This is a genomic window from Lapillicoccus sp. (assembly GCF_025353065.1).
GTDB lineage: Bacteria > Actinomycetota > Actinomycetes > Actinomycetales > Dermatophilaceae > Lapillicoccus.
Window position 1 is genome coordinate 1 of the sequence record NZ_JANXRJ010000195.1, and the last position, 17,615, is coordinate 17,615.

At 71.7% G+C, this 17,615-nt stretch carries 17 protein-coding genes; 4 read left to right on the forward strand and 13 right to left on the reverse strand.

Annotated elements, in window-relative coordinates:
• The 5 genes from Q0R63_RS15100 to Q0R63_RS15120 form a co-directional block, all read right to left on the reverse strand.
• A partial coding sequence (locus Q0R63_RS15100) for a hypothetical protein (protein ID WP_295698935.1) occupies nt 1-204 on the reverse strand: 204 nt, incomplete at its 3' end.
• On the reverse strand, nt 195-674 hold the full coding sequence (locus tag Q0R63_RS15105) for a hypothetical protein (protein ID WP_295698938.1): 480 nt from the start codon (nt 672-674) through the stop codon (nt 195-197). The genes Q0R63_RS15105 and Q0R63_RS15100, both read right to left, overlap by 10 nt.
• The gene (locus tag Q0R63_RS15110; protein WP_295698941.1) at nt 664-1,548 is read right to left on the reverse strand and encodes a DUF58 domain-containing protein; all 885 of its coding nucleotides are present in this window, start codon (nt 1,546-1,548) and stop codon (nt 664-666) included. The genes Q0R63_RS15105 and Q0R63_RS15110 overlap by 11 nt, the downstream gene beginning before the upstream one ends.
• 10 nt (nt 1,549-1,558) lie before the next feature.
• Nucleotides 1,559-2,770 (reverse strand): AAA family ATPase, encoded by a 1,212-nt coding sequence (locus tag Q0R63_RS15115; RefSeq protein WP_295698944.1) that lies wholly within the window; start codon nt 2,768-2,770, stop codon nt 1,559-1,561.
• Nucleotides 2,771-2,904: 134 nt separating this feature from the next.
• The gene (locus Q0R63_RS15120; RefSeq protein ID WP_295698947.1) at nt 2,905-5,028 is read right to left on the reverse strand and encodes a DNA topoisomerase IV subunit B; all 2,124 of its coding nucleotides are present in this window, start codon (nt 5,026-5,028) and stop codon (nt 2,905-2,907) included.
• A gap of 405 nt (nt 5,029-5,433) precedes the next feature.
• On the opposite strand from Q0R63_RS15120, the gene Q0R63_RS15125 reads away from it, so the two are divergent.
• Nucleotides 5,434-5,661 (forward strand): hypothetical protein, encoded by a 228-nt coding sequence (locus Q0R63_RS15125; RefSeq protein ID WP_295698949.1) that lies wholly within the window; start codon nt 5,434-5,436, stop codon nt 5,659-5,661.
• Between the two features lie 115 nt (nt 5,662-5,776).
• Complete coding sequence (locus Q0R63_RS15130) at nt 5,777-6,265, forward strand: DUF456 domain-containing protein (RefSeq protein ID WP_295698951.1); 489 nt, start codon at nt 5,777-5,779, stop codon at nt 6,263-6,265.
• 9 nt (nt 6,266-6,274) lie between these two features.
• Here the strand turns inward: Q0R63_RS15130 and Q0R63_RS15135 are convergent, their stop codons facing one another.
• From Q0R63_RS15135 to Q0R63_RS15160, 6 genes are all read right to left on the reverse strand, one after another.
• A complete protein-coding gene (locus Q0R63_RS15135; RefSeq protein WP_295698954.1) occupies nt 6,275-6,706 on the reverse strand; it encodes a DUF3040 domain-containing protein in 432 nt (143 codons plus the stop codon).
• A gap of 204 nt (nt 6,707-6,910) precedes the next feature.
• Complete coding sequence (gene dinB / locus Q0R63_RS15140) at nt 6,911-8,236, reverse strand: DNA polymerase IV (protein ID WP_295698957.1); 1,326 nt, start codon at nt 8,234-8,236, stop codon at nt 6,911-6,913.
• 42 nt (nt 8,237-8,278) lie between these two features.
• Complete coding sequence (locus Q0R63_RS15145; RefSeq protein ID WP_295698960.1) at nt 8,279-9,055, reverse strand: methyltransferase domain-containing protein; 777 nt, start codon at nt 9,053-9,055, stop codon at nt 8,279-8,281.
• Nucleotides 9,056-9,143: 88 nt separating this feature from the next.
• Nucleotides 9,144-13,925, reverse strand: coding sequence for a PHP domain-containing protein (locus Q0R63_RS15150; RefSeq protein WP_295698963.1), 4,782 nt, complete (start codon nt 13,923-13,925; stop codon nt 9,144-9,146).
• Nucleotides 13,926-13,933: 8 nt separating this feature from the next.
• Nucleotides 13,934-14,548 carry an SAV_6107 family HEPN domain-containing protein gene (locus Q0R63_RS15155; RefSeq protein WP_295698965.1) on the reverse strand — a complete coding sequence of 205 codons (615 nt, stop codon included), beginning with the start codon at nt 14,546-14,548 and terminating at the stop codon, nt 13,934-13,936.
• The gene (locus Q0R63_RS15160; protein WP_366521142.1) at nt 14,548-14,985 is read right to left on the reverse strand and encodes a DUF6504 family protein; all 438 of its coding nucleotides are present in this window, start codon (nt 14,983-14,985) and stop codon (nt 14,548-14,550) included. The genes Q0R63_RS15155 and Q0R63_RS15160 overlap by 1 nt, the downstream gene beginning before the upstream one ends.
• A gap of 386 nt (nt 14,986-15,371) precedes the next feature.
• On the opposite strand from Q0R63_RS15160, the gene Q0R63_RS15165 reads away from it, so the two are divergent.
• A complete protein-coding gene (locus tag Q0R63_RS15165) occupies nt 15,372-15,896 on the forward strand; it encodes a YbaK/EbsC family protein (protein ID WP_295698971.1) in 525 nt (174 codons plus the stop codon).
• 18 nt (nt 15,897-15,914) lie between these two features.
• Here the strand turns inward: Q0R63_RS15165 and Q0R63_RS15170 are convergent, their stop codons facing one another.
• Nucleotides 15,915-16,178 (reverse strand): DUF4267 domain-containing protein, encoded by a 264-nt coding sequence (locus Q0R63_RS15170; RefSeq protein ID WP_295698972.1) that lies wholly within the window; start codon nt 16,176-16,178, stop codon nt 15,915-15,917.
• Between the two features lie 17 nt (nt 16,179-16,195).
• On the opposite strand from Q0R63_RS15170, the gene Q0R63_RS24625 reads away from it, so the two are divergent.
• A complete protein-coding gene (locus Q0R63_RS24625) occupies nt 16,196-16,651 on the forward strand; it encodes a hypothetical protein (protein WP_366521144.1) in 456 nt (151 codons plus the stop codon).
• On the opposite strand, the gene metF is transcribed toward Q0R63_RS24625, so the two are convergent.
• Nucleotides 16,598-17,524 (reverse strand): methylenetetrahydrofolate reductase [NAD(P)H], encoded by a 927-nt coding sequence (gene metF / locus Q0R63_RS15175; RefSeq protein WP_295698973.1) that lies wholly within the window; start codon nt 17,522-17,524, stop codon nt 16,598-16,600. The genes Q0R63_RS24625 and metF overlap by 54 nt on opposite strands.
• Between the last annotated feature and the right edge of the window lie 91 nt (nt 17,525-17,615).

Below are 17,615 nucleotides of genomic sequence, written 5' to 3' on the forward strand. Positions count from 1 at the left end.
AGCCAGCCCGCCGATGGCGAGGGTGCGCAGCTGGTGGGCGCGGACCGCCCGCCGGAACTCCGGGAGCCGTCGCAGCAGGTCGGAGTTCGCGACGGCGACGGTGCCCACCCGGACGGTGCGCCGCAGCAGCAGCCACACGACGGCCGCGACGAGGACGAGCCCCGCCACCGCCGGGATGATCACCCAGCCCTGTTTCAGGTCCACCGCTGGACCACCCCCCGGGCGACGTCGGCCGAGGTGGCCACGCTGGCCTCCCGGTCGGGTCCGAACTCGACGGGATACAGCCGCAGGACGACGTCGGTGACGGGTTCGAGCTGAGCCACGCCGCTGCGCCCGAGCTCGGTCAGGGTCATCGTCGGGGCCCTCAGCCCGGATGCCTCCTGGACGAACTGGCGCACCGTGGTGCTCAGCTCCTGGTGCGCGCGGCGGGACGACAGCTCAGCCGCCTCGGCCAGCCTGACGATCTCGTCGATCCGGGACAGGTACTGGCCCTTGAGCTGGCCCAGCAGCCAGCCCGGGGGCGGCGGCGGGGTCGGCTTGGGGGGCGGCACCGGGCGGGTCTGCCACCAGATGACGAACGCCCACCCGACGATGGCCAGCATGATGACGACCCCGATGACGGTCCACAGGACGGAGTAGGTCATCGGCGCGTAGAACCCGTTGTCACCGGCCACGACGGCGCTGCCTCTCCAGCAGCCGGAAGACGGTGCCGATGACCGCGTCGGTGGAGCCGACCCGGGAGTGGACGATGCCGAGGTGGTCGAGGGTGTGCTCCAGGCTGTCGCGCCGTTCCCGCACCGCCGTCCCGTATGCCGCGCGCAGGCGCGCGTCGAACCGCACCTCGGGAGGGAGCAGGGTGTCGTCGTCGACGTCGTAGGCGTCCTCGCCCGGCCCGCTGTCGGTGGGGTCGGCATCCTCGATCGTGAGCCAGAGGATCTCGTGCTGGACCTGGAGCCGGCGGATGAGCGCGACGTCCTCGCTGGAGATCTCGTGGTCGTCGGCGACGACGATCACGAGCATCCGCTGGCGGAAGTGCTGTCCGACGTAGCGCAGCTGGTCGGCGAGCCGGCTGCGCCCCGACTGCAGCGTCGTGCGGCTCGCGATCTCGCGCAGCAGCCGCTCCAGGTGGGCCTCGGTGCCCTTGCTCTCGTGCGGGCGGGTGTCCAGCACGTCGCCCTCGACGAGACCGATGGTGTCGCCGTGGCGCAGCGCGAGGTAGCCGAGCATGCCGCAGGCCATCACGGCGACGGAAGACTTGGGTTCGCCGCTCGTCGTCCGGGCGGCCATCCCGCGCCCCGTGTCGACGATGAACATGACCTTCTGCTTGCGGGAGGCGACGTAGCGCTTGACCAGCGGGGAGCCGTGCCGGGCGGTGGCCTTCCAGTCGATGTCCCGGATCTCGTCACCGGGGATGTAGTCCCGCAGGTCGTCGTAGTCGAGGCTGCGGCCGCGGAACACCGACGCATACTCCCCGTCGAGCAGCCCCCACGTCTTGCGGTGGGCCACGATGAAGAGCTTGCTCTTGACCTTGGTCAGCAGCGCCGGCACCCGGACTGCCTCAGGGGGTCCGGACGGTCGCCACGAGGGCGTCGACGACCGACTCGACCTGGACGTTCTCGGCGATCGCCTCGAAGCCGAGCACGACCCGGTGGCGCAGCACCCGGTGGGCGAGGGCCTTGATGTCGTCCGGGACGACGTGGTCGCGGCCGGCGAGCAGGGCCCGCGCCCGAGCCGCCTGAGTGAACGCGATGCTGCCACGCGGGCTGGCGCCGAACTCGACGAACCGGGCCACGGCGGGGTCGATGTAGCGGTCGGCGTGCCGGGTGACGTAGACGATGCCCACGGCATACCGGACGATCGCGGGGTCGACGTAGACCCGACGGGTCAGCCGCTGGAGCCGGCGGACGTCCTCGAGCTCGATGACCGCGATCTGGTTGTTCGTGAAGACGCCCGCGTCGATGCGGTAGAGCACCTCGGCCTCCTCCTCGAGGGTGGGGTAGTCGAGGACGTCCTTGAGCATGAAACGGTCGAGCTGCGCCTCCGGCAGGACGTAGGTGCCCTCCTGCTCGATGGGGTTCTGGGTCGCGAGGACGAGGAACGGCTCGGGCAGGGGATAGGCCTTGCCGCCGATCGAGGTCTGCCGTTCCTGCATCGCCTCGAGCATCGCCGACTGCGTCTTGGCGCTCGAGCGGTTGATCTCGTCGAGGAGGACGAAGTTGGCGTGGACCGGTCCGAGCTGGGTCTCGAAGGTCGCCTTGCCGACGTCGAAGATCTGCGTCCCCACGATGTCGCTGGGCAGCAGGTCGGGCGTGCACTGGATGCGTTTGAAGCTGCCCGTCACCGCGTGCGCGAGGGTCGAGGCGGCCGTCGTCTTGGCCAGGCCCGGCACCGACTCGAGCAGGATGTGGCCACCGGTCAGCAGGCCGATGAGCAGGGTCTCCTGCAGCCGACCCTGGCCGACGACCTTGGTGTTGAAGGCGCGCGAGACCGTCCGCAGCGTGTCCTGCGACCAGGCGACCTCGTCCGAGCGCAGGATGTCGCCGGCGGGCTGCCGTGGGACCCGCGGCTGCGGCTGGGGCTGCGGCGTGGGCTGCGGTGGGGGGCTGGTGGGGTGGGACGGGGGGAAGGGTTGCGCCGGAGCCGGGGTGGTGGGGAGGGTGATCTGCTCGGTCGGGCCGGCGCCGTAGGAGCTCCGGTCGGCCGTGCCGGACCGATCCGGAGAGTCGACCCAGGTCGACGTCTCCTCCGGCGTGCCGGACTGCTGATCCATGAAGCGTCTCCCCTGTCGGACGACCCCGCGCGACGGCGCGGCCCCCTTATCGTAAACGGATGACCTTTGACGCTGCCCCGGCCGACCGGGGAGAGGTCGTGGACGGCCCGTGAACAGCCCCCGAACAGCCCGGGTCAGGCGTCGATCCGGGCCCGGTCGAGACCCGCAGCGGAGTCGATGATGAAGTCCTTCCGGGGAGCGACGTCGTTGCCCATGAGTAGCTCGAAGACGTTCTCGGCCGCCTCGGCCTCCCCCAACGTCACCCGGCGCAGGGTGCGATATCGCGGGTCCATGGTGGTGTCCGCGAGCTGGTCGGCGTCCATCTCCCCCAGACCCTTGTAGCGCTGCGGAGGCTCCTTGACCCGCTTGCCACGCTTCTCGATGGCTGCGCGGGTCCGCCGCATCTCGGCTTCGTTGTAGGTGTAGATGTAGTCGTTCTTCTTGCCCTGGTTGATGACCTCGAGGCGATGCAGCGGGGGCATCGCGGCATACACCCGGCCGGCGTCGACGAGCGGGCGCATGTAGCGGAAGAAGAGGGTCAGCAGCAGGGTGCGGATGTGGGCGCCGTCGACGTCGGCGTCGCTCATGATGATGACCTTGCCGTAGCGCGCGGCCTCGAGGTCGAAGGTGCGACCCGAGCCGGCGCCGACCACCTGGATGATCGCGGCGCACTCCGCGTTCTTGAGCATGTCCGCGATCGACGCCTTCTGGACGTTGAGGATCTTGCCCCGGATCGGCAGCAGCGCCTGGTAGTCGCTGGACCGGGCGAGCTTGGCCGTTCCCAGTGCGCTGTCGCCCTCGACGATGAACAGCTCGGAGCGCTCGACGTCGTGGGTGCGGCAGTCGGCGAGCTTCGCCGGCAGCGACGAGGACTCCAGCGCCGTCTTCCGGCGCTGCGTCTCCTTGTGCATCCGTGCGCTGATGCGTGACTTCATCTCGGCGACGACCTTCTCCAGCAGCAGCGCCGCCGAGGCCTTCTCGCCCCGCCTGGGGGTGGTGATGCGGTCGGTGAGCTCCTGCTCCACGACCCGGGAGACGATCGCCCGCACCGCCGAGGTGCCGAGCACCTCCTTGGTCTGGCCCTCGAACTGCGGCTCCGCGAGGCGGACGGTGACCACGGCGGTCATCCCCGCCAGGATGTCGTCCTTCTCGACCTTGTCGGGCCCGACCTTGAGGCGTCGGCCGTTGACCTCGAGCTGCTTGCGGAAGACCTTGAGCAACGCCTGGTCGAACCCCGCGACGTGCGTGCCGCCCTTGGGGGTGGTGATGATGTTGACGAAGGACAGCAGCCGGGTGTCGTAGCCGGTGCCCCACCGCAGGGCCACGTCGACGACGCACTCGCGCTCCATCTCGGTCGGCGTCATGTGCCCCGTGGCGTCGAGGACCGGCACCGTCTCGGTGAACGTGCCGGATCCCTGCAGGCGCCACACGTCGGTCACCGGGGGGTCGGGGGCGAGGTAGTCGACGAACTCGGTGACCCCGCCGTCGTGATGGAAGACCTCCTCGCTCGGCCCGGCCTCCCCCGGCGTGCCCGGCAGGCGACGCTCGTCGTGGACGACGAGCCGCAGACCCGGGATGAGGAACGAGGTCTGCCGGGCCCGGTCGGCGAGCTGCCCGTAGTCGAGCTCGGACCCGGGCTCGAAGATCTGCTCGTCGGGCCAGAACCGGATCCGGGACCCGGTCACCCCCCGCCTCGCCTTGCCGACGACCCGCAGCTCGCTGCCCTTGACGTATGCCGTGAACGGTGCCGACGGGGTCGGCACACCGGAGTCGCTGAAGACACCCGGCTCCCCGCGGCGGAAGCTCATCGCGTAGGTCTTTCCGCCGCGGTCGACGTCGACGTCGAGACGTCCCGACAGCGCGTTGACGACCGAGGCACCCACCCCGTGGAGCCCACCGGTGGCGGCATACGAGCTGCCACCGAACTTGCCCCCGGCATGCAGCTTGGTGAAGACGACCTCGACCCCCGACAGACCGGTCCGCGGCTCGATGTCGACGGGGATGCCGCGCCCGTGGTCCCGGACCTCGACCGAACGGTCGGCATAGAGGATGACCTCGATCTCCTCACCCGCACCGGCCAGGGCCTCGTCGACCGCGTTGTCGATGATCTCCCAGAGGCAGTGCATCAGCCCCTTCTGGTCGCGCGACCCGATATACATCCCCGGTCGCTTGCGCACCGCCTCGAGCCCCTCGAGCACCTGCAGGTGGCGAGCGGTGTAGTCGCCGGCGCCGGCGGACCTTCGTGCGGCCGTGGACAACGGGCCATCCCTTCGTCGTGCGTTCCGATGGCTCGTCGAGCGTCCCGAGGTCATCCCTCGCGAACTCCCTGCAGGCTATCCGTCGCCGCCGACAGTGGTGGGCAGGCACGCCATCCGCCGCCTGCCCCTGCTTCGAACTCCCCTTGTCCACATCACCCCAGACCGCTTCGCGGCATGGTCCGTGGCCTGTCCGCCCAGAGCGAAACATCACGGTTTCGCCCTTGTTTGGTCACGAGACCGGTCACAACCCGAGCCAATGCGAGCGGGGAACGAACCGGCGTGTTTGACTGTTGGTACCGGAAGCCACCGACGCAACCCAGCGGCGGCAGGCAGACGTCATAGCAATATGACCTCGCCGGACCGGCCCCGACCGGACCCGACGACCGACACAGAGAGAAGGCAGACGTGAACACAACACTGGCCCCGAGCCTCAGCGCAGCGGATCGTTGTGACCGCTGCGGTGCCCAGGCCTATATTCGCGCCCGCCTCGTGAACGGCGGCGAGCTGTTGTTCTGCGCCCACCACGGGCGTGAGCACCTCCCGCGGCTTCAGGCTCAGGCGAGCGAGATCCAGGACGAGTCCAACCGACTCGGCGACAAGAGTGGCAAGGCCGAGGAGGGCGTCGCCCGCTGAGGCGGGCACTCCCCCGGCTGGTTCCTCCAACAGGTCGACGTCCTTCACAGCGTGGTGAGGCGCACGGCTTGGCGACACGCATCATGAGGTCCAACATGGTGAGGACGCCGCGACGATGAGCATGACGATCGTTGTGGGGTTGCTCATGGTGGTGGGCCTCATCGGCGTCGTCGTCCCGGTCATCCCCGGACTGGCGATCGTGATGCTCGGCACGGTCCTCTGGGCGGCCGACCGCGGTGACGTGCACGCCTGGCTCGTCGTCGGCGCAGCCACGGTGCTGTATGCCGCGGGGCTCGTGACCCGCTACGCCCTCCCCGGACGACGGATGCGTCGTGCCGGGGTGCGACCCGCGACGTTGGTGCTGGCCCTGGTGGCCGCCGTTGCCGGCTTCGTCGTCGTCCCGGTGGTCGGTGCGCCCATCGGCTTCGTACTCGGCGTCTACCTCGTCGAGCTCGCCGGTCACCGAGACCATGGTCGGGCGCGGGCCGCGACGATGGCTGCGCTCGAAGGAGTGGTCACGTCGGCGGGGATCGAGCTGGTCACCGGCTTCGCCATCGTCCTGATCTGGGTGGTCGGGCTGCTCACGCTCGGTGTCGGCCCGTGAGCTGAGAGGTCACCACTCGTCGTGGCGGCGACGGTCCCAACGGGCTTCGAGGCGCTGCATGAAGGAGCTCTTGCTGCCAGCCCTGGAGGACTTGCGGGAAGCCGCAGCGTGACGGATCGAGCCGTCCTCGCCGACCGCGCCGAGAACCGTCTTCTTCGCCGGCGAGAAGGCGTAGGCACCTCCAGCGACCATCAGGGCGAAGCCGACGGCACCGAGCCAGATGAGGGAGTAGAGCGCGGCCAGGACCACGAGGGCGAGTCCGGCGACGACACCGACGGCCCCGAGGATCATCCGGCGCTTGTTCTGGTGCAACCCGTGGTTGGTGATGTGGGTCGCGAAGCGGGGGTCCTCAGCATAGAGAGCCTGCTCCATTGCTTGGAGCACCTTCTGCTCGTGTTCCGACAGCGGCACAGCAAACCTCCCTCGCACCAGGTCCTTCATCAGTAGGACGTCTGGGGGGCCCGGAAAGTTCGGGACCGCGGCGTCTACTCATGCCCTTTTGGGTCACTCTAAGTCCTCAGGATAGGCGTTCGCCACGGAGAGGACATCGGATGTGCGGAAAGGCAGGACGAAGGTCATGTCACCGTAAGAAAGCTGGGCTCGGGCAGGGGGCGGTGGTGGAGGGCGAGACGGGGGGACGGCGGGTCAGGCAGGCCCTGATGCGGGTGGTCTCCCCGCCCGAGGTCCGGGCCCACGGGACCCCTGCGGGCCACGCTCCGCACGCTGGTTGCGCCCCGCGCCGCCGTTCCGGACCTCGTGGACGAGCGACGCCGGTCGCACCGCGCCGGCGCCGAAACGTGCGCTGGCCTGGTCGACGGCGCGGTCGGCCTCGCGCCAGCCGTGGTCGGGTTCGTCGAGCAGTCCCTGGATCGGGGCCCCCTCCGACTCGACCAGGCCCTCCATGCGAACGCCCACGAGCCGGATCCGGGCCCGCTGCAGGCCGAGCGCGTCGAAGAGGGACCGGGCTGTGGCGTAGATCTCCTGGGAGACGTCGGTCGGGTCACGCAGGGTGCGGGCCCGGGTGATCGTCGTGAAGTCGGCGAAGCGGACCTTGATCGACACGGTGCGCCCCATCATCCCGGCGGCCCGCACCCGGGCTGCGGTGCGGTCGCTGAGCCGCAGCAGCTCGCGGTGGATAGCCACCGGGTCGTCGATGTCGTGGGCGAAGGTCTCGTCCGCGCCGATGCTCTTCTCCCGCTGCTGGCGGACCACGGTGCGCTCGTCGCGACCCCACGCGAGGTCGTGCAGGTGGCTGCCCGAGGCCTGACCCAGCGCCCGACGCAGCGTCTCGACCGGCGTGTGCGCGATATCGGCGACCGTGCGCAGCCCCAGCCGGACGAGCGCCTCCTCGGTGCGGTCCCCGACCCCCCAGAGCGCCCCGACGGGGAGCTGGTGGAGGAAGCCGAGCATCTCGGCCTGCGGCACGACGATCATGCCGTCGGGCTTGGCCAGGCTCGAGGCGAGCTTGGCGACGAACTTCGTCGGGGCGACCCCCACCGAGCAGGTGATGCTCTGTTCGTCGGCGATGGTGTCGCGCAGGTGCTGGGCGATACCCGTCGGTGGGCCGAGTCGGCGCAGCGCCCCCCCGACGTCGAGGAACGCCTCGTCGAGGGAGAGGGGTTCGACGATGTCGGTCACCGAGTGGAAGGTCGCCATGATCGCGTCGGAGATCTGGCTGTAGCGGGGGAAGTCCGGTTCGAGGACCACCGCCTGTGGGCACAGCCGTCGAGCGCGCGCCATCGGCATCGCCGAGGTCACGCCGAACCGACGGGCCTCGTAGGTCGCCGACAGGACGACCGACCGGTTGCCTCCCCCGCCGATGATCACCGGCCTACCGTGCAGGTCGGGTCGCTCGATGAGTGATGCCGACGCGTAGAAGGCGTCCATGTCGACGTGGAGGATCGTGCACCCGGTGTCGTCGGGGATGTCGTCGCCCGACCGCGTCGGTGCCGCGAACTGGCGACGGCTCATGCCGCACTCCCCGGGGTCGGGAGAGCGCGCCGGAGGGGAAGGTCAGCGGCGACAGGCGAGGGCATGGAGGTGGGCGCCCAGGCCGCCGAGGGCCCCGGCGTGGTCGGGATGGGTCGCGACCGCTTGCTCGAGGGCGACGAAGGCTGCCCGGTCGGCAGCGGTGTCGGTCGAGCCCGAGGGAGCGAGGTCGCCGAAGACCCGGATGCCCTGGAGGTGCTCGACGGAGAAGCCGGCGGCCTCGAGGAGCGTGCGGAGCCGGACCAGGTCGAACCTACGCGGCAACGGGTCGGTCGCCCCCCACCGCCCGTCCTCGCTCGTGAGCGCCGCCGTGGCCTGGGCGAAGTCACCGGCGAGCACCCTCGCGAGGACGACGGCGAGCCGGCCGGCGACGGTGACGGACAGGTGCCCACCGGGGGCGAGCACGGCGGCGACGGCGGACAGGGTCGACTCCGGGTCGTCGACGACCTCGAGGACCCCGTGGCAGCAGACGAGGTCGAACCCGTCGTCGGGACGCATCTCGGACAGGATGTCGGCGTCACCCTGCCGGGCCGTGACGCGACCGGCGACACCGGCCTCGGCGGCCCGTCGTTCGAGAGCGGCGAGGGCATCGGGGCTGGGGTCGATGACGGTGATCTCGTGGCCGAGTTCGGCAAGGGGTACGGCGAGCCCGCCGGTGCCTCCACCGAGGTCGAGGACCCGCAGTGGTCGTCCGAGTCGGTCGCGCTGGGCGGTGACGAGGTCCTCCACCGCGGAGGAGACGGCGTGGGTGCGCCAGGACGCGCCGCCACCCCGCCTCGTCGGACGCCGCTCCTCGGGCACGTGGGACTCCCTTCGCGGGCGCTGTCGCGAGCGCCTCCGTCGTTGCTCATGCGCGTGATCGGGTCGTGTGGTGGAGCCGTTGTCAACACTAGTGCCCCGAGCTTCCGGGGCTGGAGTGCCACAGCTTGCGCGGCGGCGCGGCGAGCTCGTGCTCGTCGCTCGAGGCCTCGTGCGGGTCATAGGGGTCATAGGGGTCATAGCGGTGCCCCCCGGGCCCCATGGATGTCGTGGACCCGGTGGATGTCGAAGGCCCGGGGTGCTCGTCGGGGACCACGGACCCGCCGGCGAGCTCGCGGGCGGAGCGGGCATCCGAGCCCGCCGGCTTGATGTCGGCGTAGGGCGACTGCTTGAACCCCGATGCATGCACGAGGACCCGACGGGTGGGGATCCCGTCGACGAGACGGCCGACCCCGATCCTGCCTCTTCCCCGGTCGGCAGCATCACCACCAGCACCGTGGGCCGGGCCGACGGCGGGCACGTCGAAGCCCCGTGACCCGCCCATGCCGCCCGCACGACCCCGGCGGTCGGCGGCACCGGTCTCGTCACCGCCGCCAGTGCGGGCCGCGCCCGGGTGACCCGCCTCGGCAGCGACGTGCTCCAGGTCGAACCCCGCGGCGTCGGTGTAAGCCGCGTCGGTGTAGCCGGAGTGGGGGCCACGCAGATCGTCGTGGGGCTGCCCGGCCTCCCGGTCTCCCCCGGCCTCCCGACCGCCACCTCCTCCGCCGATCCCGGCCGGGAGGGCCCGACCGTCGGCCATCTCGGCTGCCACGAGGGCCGCCTCGTTACGGGCGACTGCCTCCTCGTCCGCGGCTTCGAGAGCGTGCAGGACCGCGTCCAGGCCACCCCGGGTCCACGCCTCCCACAACCCGGACAGCTCCCAGGCCCCGGTGGCCCGGACCGACACCCCACGAGGGCCGGTGCGCCGCAGGACACCTCGCACGAGAAGCATCCACGAGTGGAAGACCGTGCCGGCATACGGGCCCTGGGTGTCCTCGAAGAAGGTCGCGTCGGCGGGACCGGTCGCGTCGTCGAGGGTCAGGAAGACGACCCGTCGGCCGGATCGCACCGGCGGGGTCTGGGTTGCGACCTTGACGCCGGCGATCCACACCTCGCGACGGTTGCGGGCCTGCAGCAGGTCCATCGACCTGGTCACTCCGAGGGCATCGAGCATCGGCCCGTAGAAGTCGACGATGTGGGCACTGGCATCGAGACCGAGGATGTCGAGCTCGGCCCGGACGCGCTCGGGACCGGTCATCTCGGGCAGGCCTGTGCCTCGCTCCAACCGGGGGGCGTCGCCGAGGTCGAGGAGGAGCTGGGTCGGCTGCTGGTCGGCCGGCACGACCGACCGGGCGGCCTGGGACTGCGCCGCCGCCAGCGTGGTGATGTCGCCGTGACCGGATCCGTCGTCTCGGGACGGGCCGAGGTCGACCCGGCTCGTCACCATCGACCGGGCTGGCGCGGTCGCGGCGACGGCTCGGCTCGCGGCGACGGCTCGGCTCGCGGCGCGCGCGGACCCTCGACCAGCGGCCCGCCCCGGAGACCGGCTGAGGGACCGCGACCAGCGGTCGAGCTCCGCGACGTGGAGCAGCAGGTCACGTCGGGTGACCCGGCCCCGGCGACCGAGCCCGGCGCCAGGGGTCCCCCGGATACTGCTCGATCGTCCTCCCGTCGTCCCGTCGCCGGCGCGCATCATCATCGACGGTGCCACCGAGCCGACGCCGTAGATCGAGTCGAAGCCCCCGGCCAGGACGAGACGCTCGACGATCGGCCGCCCGACGTGGGCCCGACGCCAGAAGTCCGCGAGGTCGGCGTAGGGCTGCCCGGCCACCACCCGGGCGACCTCGGCGCCGCTGATCCCCTTGACGTCGGCCAGCGAGATCCGGATCCCGAACGCCCGGCCGTCGGGCAGGTCGGGATGCCGGCCCGCCTGCTGGTCCTGCCCGTCCTGCCCGTCCTGCCCGTGCTGCCCGTGCTGCCCGTCCTGCCCAGCGCCGTCGGAGTGCGCGCCGTCGGAGTGCGCGCCGTCGGAGTGCGCGTCGAGCTTCTCGATGACGTAAGCCCCCGTCGAGGCGTTGACGTCGAGCCCGAGGACGGCGATGCCGAGGCTGCGGGCGTCGTCGAGGATGAGCCGCTTGGGATACATCCCGGGGTCGTGGGTGAGCACGCCGGAGAGGAACGCGGCCGGGTGGTGCGTCTTCAGCCACGCCGACTGGTAGGTCGGTAGCGCGAACGCAGCGGCGTGGGCCTTGCAGAACCCGAACGACGCGAAGGCCTTGAGCACCTCCCAGATCCGGTCGGTGACGTCGGGGGGATATCCCCGGGCGAGCGCCGCCGGGCGCCACCACGCCTCGACCTGGGTCTGGCCCTGCGGCGACCCCATCGCCCGGCGCACCTCGTCGGCCTGGGCCAGCGTCACGCCGGTCGTCTCGGCGACGATGAGCAGCACCTGCTCGTGGAAGACGACGACCCCCTCGGTCTCCTGCAGCGCCGGGATGAGCGTCGGGTGAAGGAACTCCGGCTGCGCCCAGCCCTGCCGGGCGTTGAGGAACGGCACGATCATGTCGGACTTCACCGGTCCGGGGCGGAACAGCGAGATGTCGGTGATGAGGTCCTCGAAGCTCTCCGGACCGAACTTGCCGATGAGCTCGCGCTGCCCCGGGCTCTCGATCTGGAAGCACCCGAGGGTGTGGGTCGTGCGGATCAGCCGGAAGGTCGGTTCGTCGTCGAGCGCCACCTGCTGCCGGTCGTCGAGGTCGATGTGCACCCCCTCGACCCGTCGGACCTCGTCGACGGCGTGGGCCATCGCCGACTGCATCCGGATGCCGAGGATGTCGAGCTTGAGCAGGCCGAGCGCCTCGACGTCGTCCTTGTCGAACTGGCTCATCGGGAAACCGATCCAGCTCGCCTCGACCGGGGTGCGCTGCAGGAGGCTGGAGTTGGACAGCACGACCCCGCACGGGTGGAGGGCGATGTGCCGGGGCAGGCCGTCGAGGCGTTCGACGAGGTCGAGCATCAGGTCGAGCCGGGGCGCATTGAGACCGCTGGCCCGGAGCTCGGGCAGGTCGGCGATGGCGTGCCGCACGTTGCGCGCGGAGATGTGGGGGAAGGCCTTGGCCATCGCGTCGATCTCGGACGGCGGGAGCCCCAGCGCGGCCCCGACGTCGCGGATCGCGTGCCGCACCCGGTAGCTGTCCATCATCGAGACACAGGTCACCCGTTCGCCCCCGAACCGCTCGAGCACACGCTCATAGATCTCGGTGCGCCGCGCCGCCTCCACGTCGATGTCGATGTCGGGCAGCTGCGCCCGCAACGGCGAGCAGAACCGTTCCATGAGCAGGCCGTAGCGCATCGGGTCGACCCCGGAGATGCCGAGGAGGTAGTTGACGAGGCAGCCGGCGCCGGACCCGCGGGCCGCGACCCGGATCCCCATCTCCTTGATGAGGTCGACGACGGCCGCGACGGTGAGGAAGTAGGTGGGGTATCCGAGCCCCCCGATGACCTCGAGCTCGTCGTCGAGACGGGCTTCGATCGCGGCGAGCTCGCTCGGCGAGTGGGTCGGGTAGCGCCCACCGATCGCCGCCCGGCACCGCTCGACGAGGACCGCCTGCGGATCGGTGTCGGGAGAGATGCCGAGCACCGTCTGCTCCGGCAGGTGGACCGCGCCGAGGCCGAGGTCGAGGGCCGGGTCGAGGATGCACTCCATCGCGAGGTCGACGGTCGAGGCGAGCAGGGCCGAGGCCCCCTCCCTGGCCCGGACCCCGCCGCCACTGATGCCCGGCCCGGAGGCCTGGAGGATGTCGCAGGCCACGGCATACATCGCCGGGGTGGGGCTGAGGTGCCCGGCGGTGGTGACCCGGTCGAGGTGTCGCACGTCGAGGGGGACGAGGCGTCGGGCGGCGTCGAGGACGTCGACGGTGGCAGCCTCCTGGGGGTCGGCGTGCCGGACCGCGGCGGTGAGCACGACGCGGATGCCGTGGTCGCGGGCGAGGGCGTAGAGCCGCGCCGCGTGACCGAGGTTGGCCGGGGTGCCTTCCGGCCCCCCGTGGCAGACGACCTCGATGGCCAGGGCGTCCCGCGGCAGCAGCGCCCGCCACCGGGCCAGGGCCTCGGTCGCGAGGTCGCGTCGACGCGCGAGGGCGGCCCGGCCCACATCGGAGTCGGGACCGAGGAGGACGACGAGCGGGCTCGGACCGAGGTCGCCCGGATCACCGGACCGACCCCGGTCACCGGGACCGCCCGCGCCGGGCTGTGGGTGCCCGGGCGGCCGGGCCAGCTCGGCAATGAGCTCGGGGGTGCTGACGGGGTCGCCGCGCTCGCCCGAGAGGTGGGTGCGGGTCACGAGCTGGCAGAGTCGGGCCCACCCCGCGCCGGGATCGATCCCGAGGAGACGCCCGCGGGCGAGGACGGTCACCCGCGGGAGTCGGGAGTCGACGACGGCCCCGCCGCGCACCGGCGTGCGGACCGGATCGGGACGGACCGGGTTGCGGGAGCCGGCCGACGGCGGGAAGGCCCCCCCGGCCCGGTCGGGTCGACGGCCGAGGTCGCCCCACATGCCGACCCCGCCCGGACCTGCTCCACCCCGAGCCCCACCCCCAGACCCACCACCGGGTCGTCCGGACCGGCGTCGTCCCTCTGCCGGGGGGAGACGCACCGCGAGGTCGACCCCGAGGATCGGGGCGATGCCCGATGCGGCGCAGGCCTGGACGAACCGGACCGCACCGTAGAGCCCGTCGCGGTCGGTCAGGGCCAGCGCCGGCTGCCCCCACGCGACCGCGCGCTGGACGAGGGTCGACGGGGTCGATGCGCCGTAGCGCATCGAGTAGCCGGAGGCGACGTGCAGGTGGACGAAGGCGTCGGGGATGCCGGCCATCGGGGACCTCAGCCCCCACGCGGTGAGCTCGTCGCGGGTGACGGGTAGGCCGTGACCGGGGCGATGTAGGCGGGCAGGGGCTCGGCACGAGGCACGCCGATGAGGTCCTGGACGATCTCGAGGAAGACCTCGGCCTGGCGCAACAGGTCGTCGGCCTCACGAGGGGTGGGAGCGCCGCCCCGCTGGATGACCACCCGTCGTCGGGCCGACCCGGCGAAGAAGGCCGCCCACTCGGACAGCTCGGGGGCCACCAGGGGCAGCACGTCCCAGACGCTGCGCGGGCGGGACCGGCCAGTGGCCGTGCTGCGAACGGCGAGGAGGGCGGCCGCCGCCCGCAGGGCCCCGAGGTGGGACTCGAGGTAGCGCTCGGCGGAGTCGCCGGCCCGGCAGGCCAGCAACAGGCTGCCCCGGGACCGGTCGATCAGGTCGAGGCAGGCCGCGGCGACCGGTGGACGCCGCCCGGTGAGCCCGGTGAGCTCGGTGTGCCCGGTGGACCCGGTGGACCCGGTGGACCCGGTGGACCCGGCGAGCCCGGTGAGCCCGGCGGACCCGGCGGACCCGGCGGAGGTGTCGTAGTGACCGGCGGCGAGCTCGTAGGCGCGGCTCGTGTGGTGGGTGCTCATCAGTCGCTGACCCCCACGAGCCGCCAGCTGCTCTCCCCCGGGTGGGGGACGTCGTCGTGGACGAGGTCGAACACCCCGGAGCCGAGCGACCGGCCGGCGCTCGCCTCGACCCGCCACACCTGGTGCTCGCGGGAGGCGACATCGATGCCGGTGGCCTGTCCGGGCACGGGGTCGAGAGCCTCGCGCCACCACGCCCGGCGCTCCCGCCAGTGCGTGAGGATCCGGCGTACGACGTAGAGCCGGCCCTGCCAGATGAAGGCCTGCGGGGTCGTGAGCGGCGCTCCGGGTGATGCCGACGGCGTGCCGGGCGGCACGTCGGTCAGCACGAGGTCGGCGTCCGGTCCCGCGTCGGACACCGCGTCGGACCCCACCCCGGATCCCGTTGCTGCCCGGCCCGGTCCGGGCATCGTCACTTCGGCGAGAGCAGTGACCTGCACCGACCTGACCTCGATCGGATCGCTGTATCGGCGCATAACGAGATCGCCCCTTTCGCGGGCAGCAGGAATCGCGGGATGTCGATCAGCTCCTCATGGCGACGGGGGCGAAAGCCCCCGGGCACGGGCCGGTCGATCGGTATCGTCAAGCCCACAACCTCCACCCGCACCGGGCAGTTGTTCGTACACCTGTTCGATTGAGACCACGGTACAACGACCCTCTGACACCCTGTCAAGGCCGCGTTCGAGAACCGGGCGACGGGCACCCGGCATACCGTCGAGGGGTGAGCACGAACGAGCCCCACGAGCCTCACGAGACCCACGAGAACCTCGGAAAAAAACTTCTTCCGGTCGGGACGACGGGCTGATCGGGCCGCTACCGTTCCGCCATGACGCCACGGCCGGACCAGGGAGCGCGGGACGCCGTCCTCGCCCACCCGGCGGTCGTGCGCGTCCGGGAGGCCATCGCCGCCCACCTCGTCACCACCACGGTGGTCGTCCTCGACAGCGCGGCACGCACGGCAGCCCAGGCCGCCGAGCAGCTCGGGGTCTCGGTGGCCCAGATCGCCAACTCGCTCGTCTTCACGGCACGGTCGGCTCCCGGCGGCGACGTCACGCCACTGCTCGTCCTCGCCTCCGGGGCCCACCGGGTCAACACGGTCAAGGTCGCCGCGATGCTCCAGGTCGCCGAGATCGAGCAGGCAGATGCCGCCTTCGTCCGGGCGACGACAGGATTCGTCATCGGTGGGGTCGCGCCCGTCGGTCACACCCAGCCGATCCGGACGGTCATCGACGTCAGCCTCGCGCGCCACGACACGATCTGGGCCGCCGCGGGTCACCCTCAGGCGGTCTTCCGCACCACCTACGACGAGCTCATCCGGATGAGCGGCGGCATACCGACCGAGGTGGTCTGACCCGCGTTCCTCTGCGGCTCAGCCCAGCAGCCAGAGCCCGGCGTTCACGACCAGGAGCATCGCGGTCTCCCCGTGCACGCCGTATGCCGTGCCGCGCCTCCCCCTGTCGGTGAGGACGAGGCCCGAGGCGACGTCACGGATCCCCTTGACCCGGTGGAAGGGATCGGTCGGCACCGGCAGGTCGGGGACCCCGAATCCCTGCGCGATGGCGACCGGCCAGGTGAGGTAGCTGACACCGATGTTGATGATGCCCAGCGCGGGACAGAACGCTGAGGACAGCATCGCGACCGCAGCTCGTCATCACGACCGCCTGCGAGCTGGCCGAAGCCGAGGGCTGGCCCGCGGTCACCACCCGCCGCCTGTCCGGCATCATCGGATCCAGCCAACCCGTGCTCTACGGACACTTCCCGACGATGCGGGCGATCATGCCTGCGACGGCCATCGAGGGCTCCGTCGAGCTCGGTGTCGACCTGCGCCGACCGCGGCGCGGCGCCAGCGACGTCGGACGGGTGGCCCGGGCACACCTCGACCTCGCGGCCGCACAGCCGGCGCTCTACGAGGCCATGTTCACCTCGGCGCCACCCTCCACGGCCTGGCGACCCTCGACGCCACGGGCCGACTGCGGCCCTCGAAACACGCGGCCCGGCTACGGACGGCCACGGACGGTGACGGACGGAAGGGGTGTCCGGCGGAGGACGCCGCTACTGCGCAGCCGTGACCCCGAGGTTGTCCCACACCTGGAGCGTCGCGGGTGAGCGGTTCATGGTGATGAGGTGGATGCCCGGCGCGCCCTCGGCGAGCAGCTGCTGGGCGAGCTCGGTGGTGATCTCGACACCGACCTCGCGCACCGCCTCGGGGTCGTCGCCGACCGCCTCGAGACGGGACGTCACTGCTGCGGGAACCGGCTGGCCGGAGAGCTGCGTCATCCTGGCGAGCTGCTTGACGTTGGTCACCGGCATCAGCCCCGGGATGATCGGCAGGTCGCGCCCCCGGGCCGCCACCCGGTCGCGCAGCGCGAGATAGGCCGCGGTGGTGAAGAAGAACTGGGTGATGGCGTATTCCGCTCCGGCGTCGGCCTTGCGGACGAGCACGTCCGCGTCGGCGTCGAGGTCAGCGCTCTCGGGGTGCTGGTCGGGGAAGGCGGCCACCCCGACGGTGAAGTCGCCGAGCGACCGGACCAGCTCGACGAGCTCCTCGGCGTGGTCGAGGCCCTCCGCGTGTCGCTCCCAGGTCGCGTCGGGCCCGCCGAGCGGGTCACCGCGCAGGGCCAGGAGGTTACGGATGCCGACGTCGGAGAACGAGCCGATGACCGACCTCAGCTCGGACACCGAGTGCCCGACGCAGGTGAGGTGGGCCAACGGGGTGAGGATGGTCTCCCGGGCGATCCGCTCGGTGACCCGTACGGTGCGGTCGCGGGTCGTGCCGCCGGCCCCGTAGGTGACGGACACAAACGTCGGCCGGGTCTTCTCGAGCCGCCGGATGGTCTCCCACAGCTGCGTCTCCGCCGCGTCGGTCTTCGGCGGGAAGAACTCGAAGCTGATGCTGGGCCGGCCGCTGGCCAGGGCCTCGGGGATCGACCGGACCACGTTGGCCGGGCGGGGCAGGCTGGAGGAGGTGGCGAGCGACATGGGTCAAGCGTACGCAGCCGGACCGCGGTCGGCAGGGACGTCCCCAGCCCGTAGGCTTGCCGTTCACCATGTCGCTCGCCCAGGGAGGACC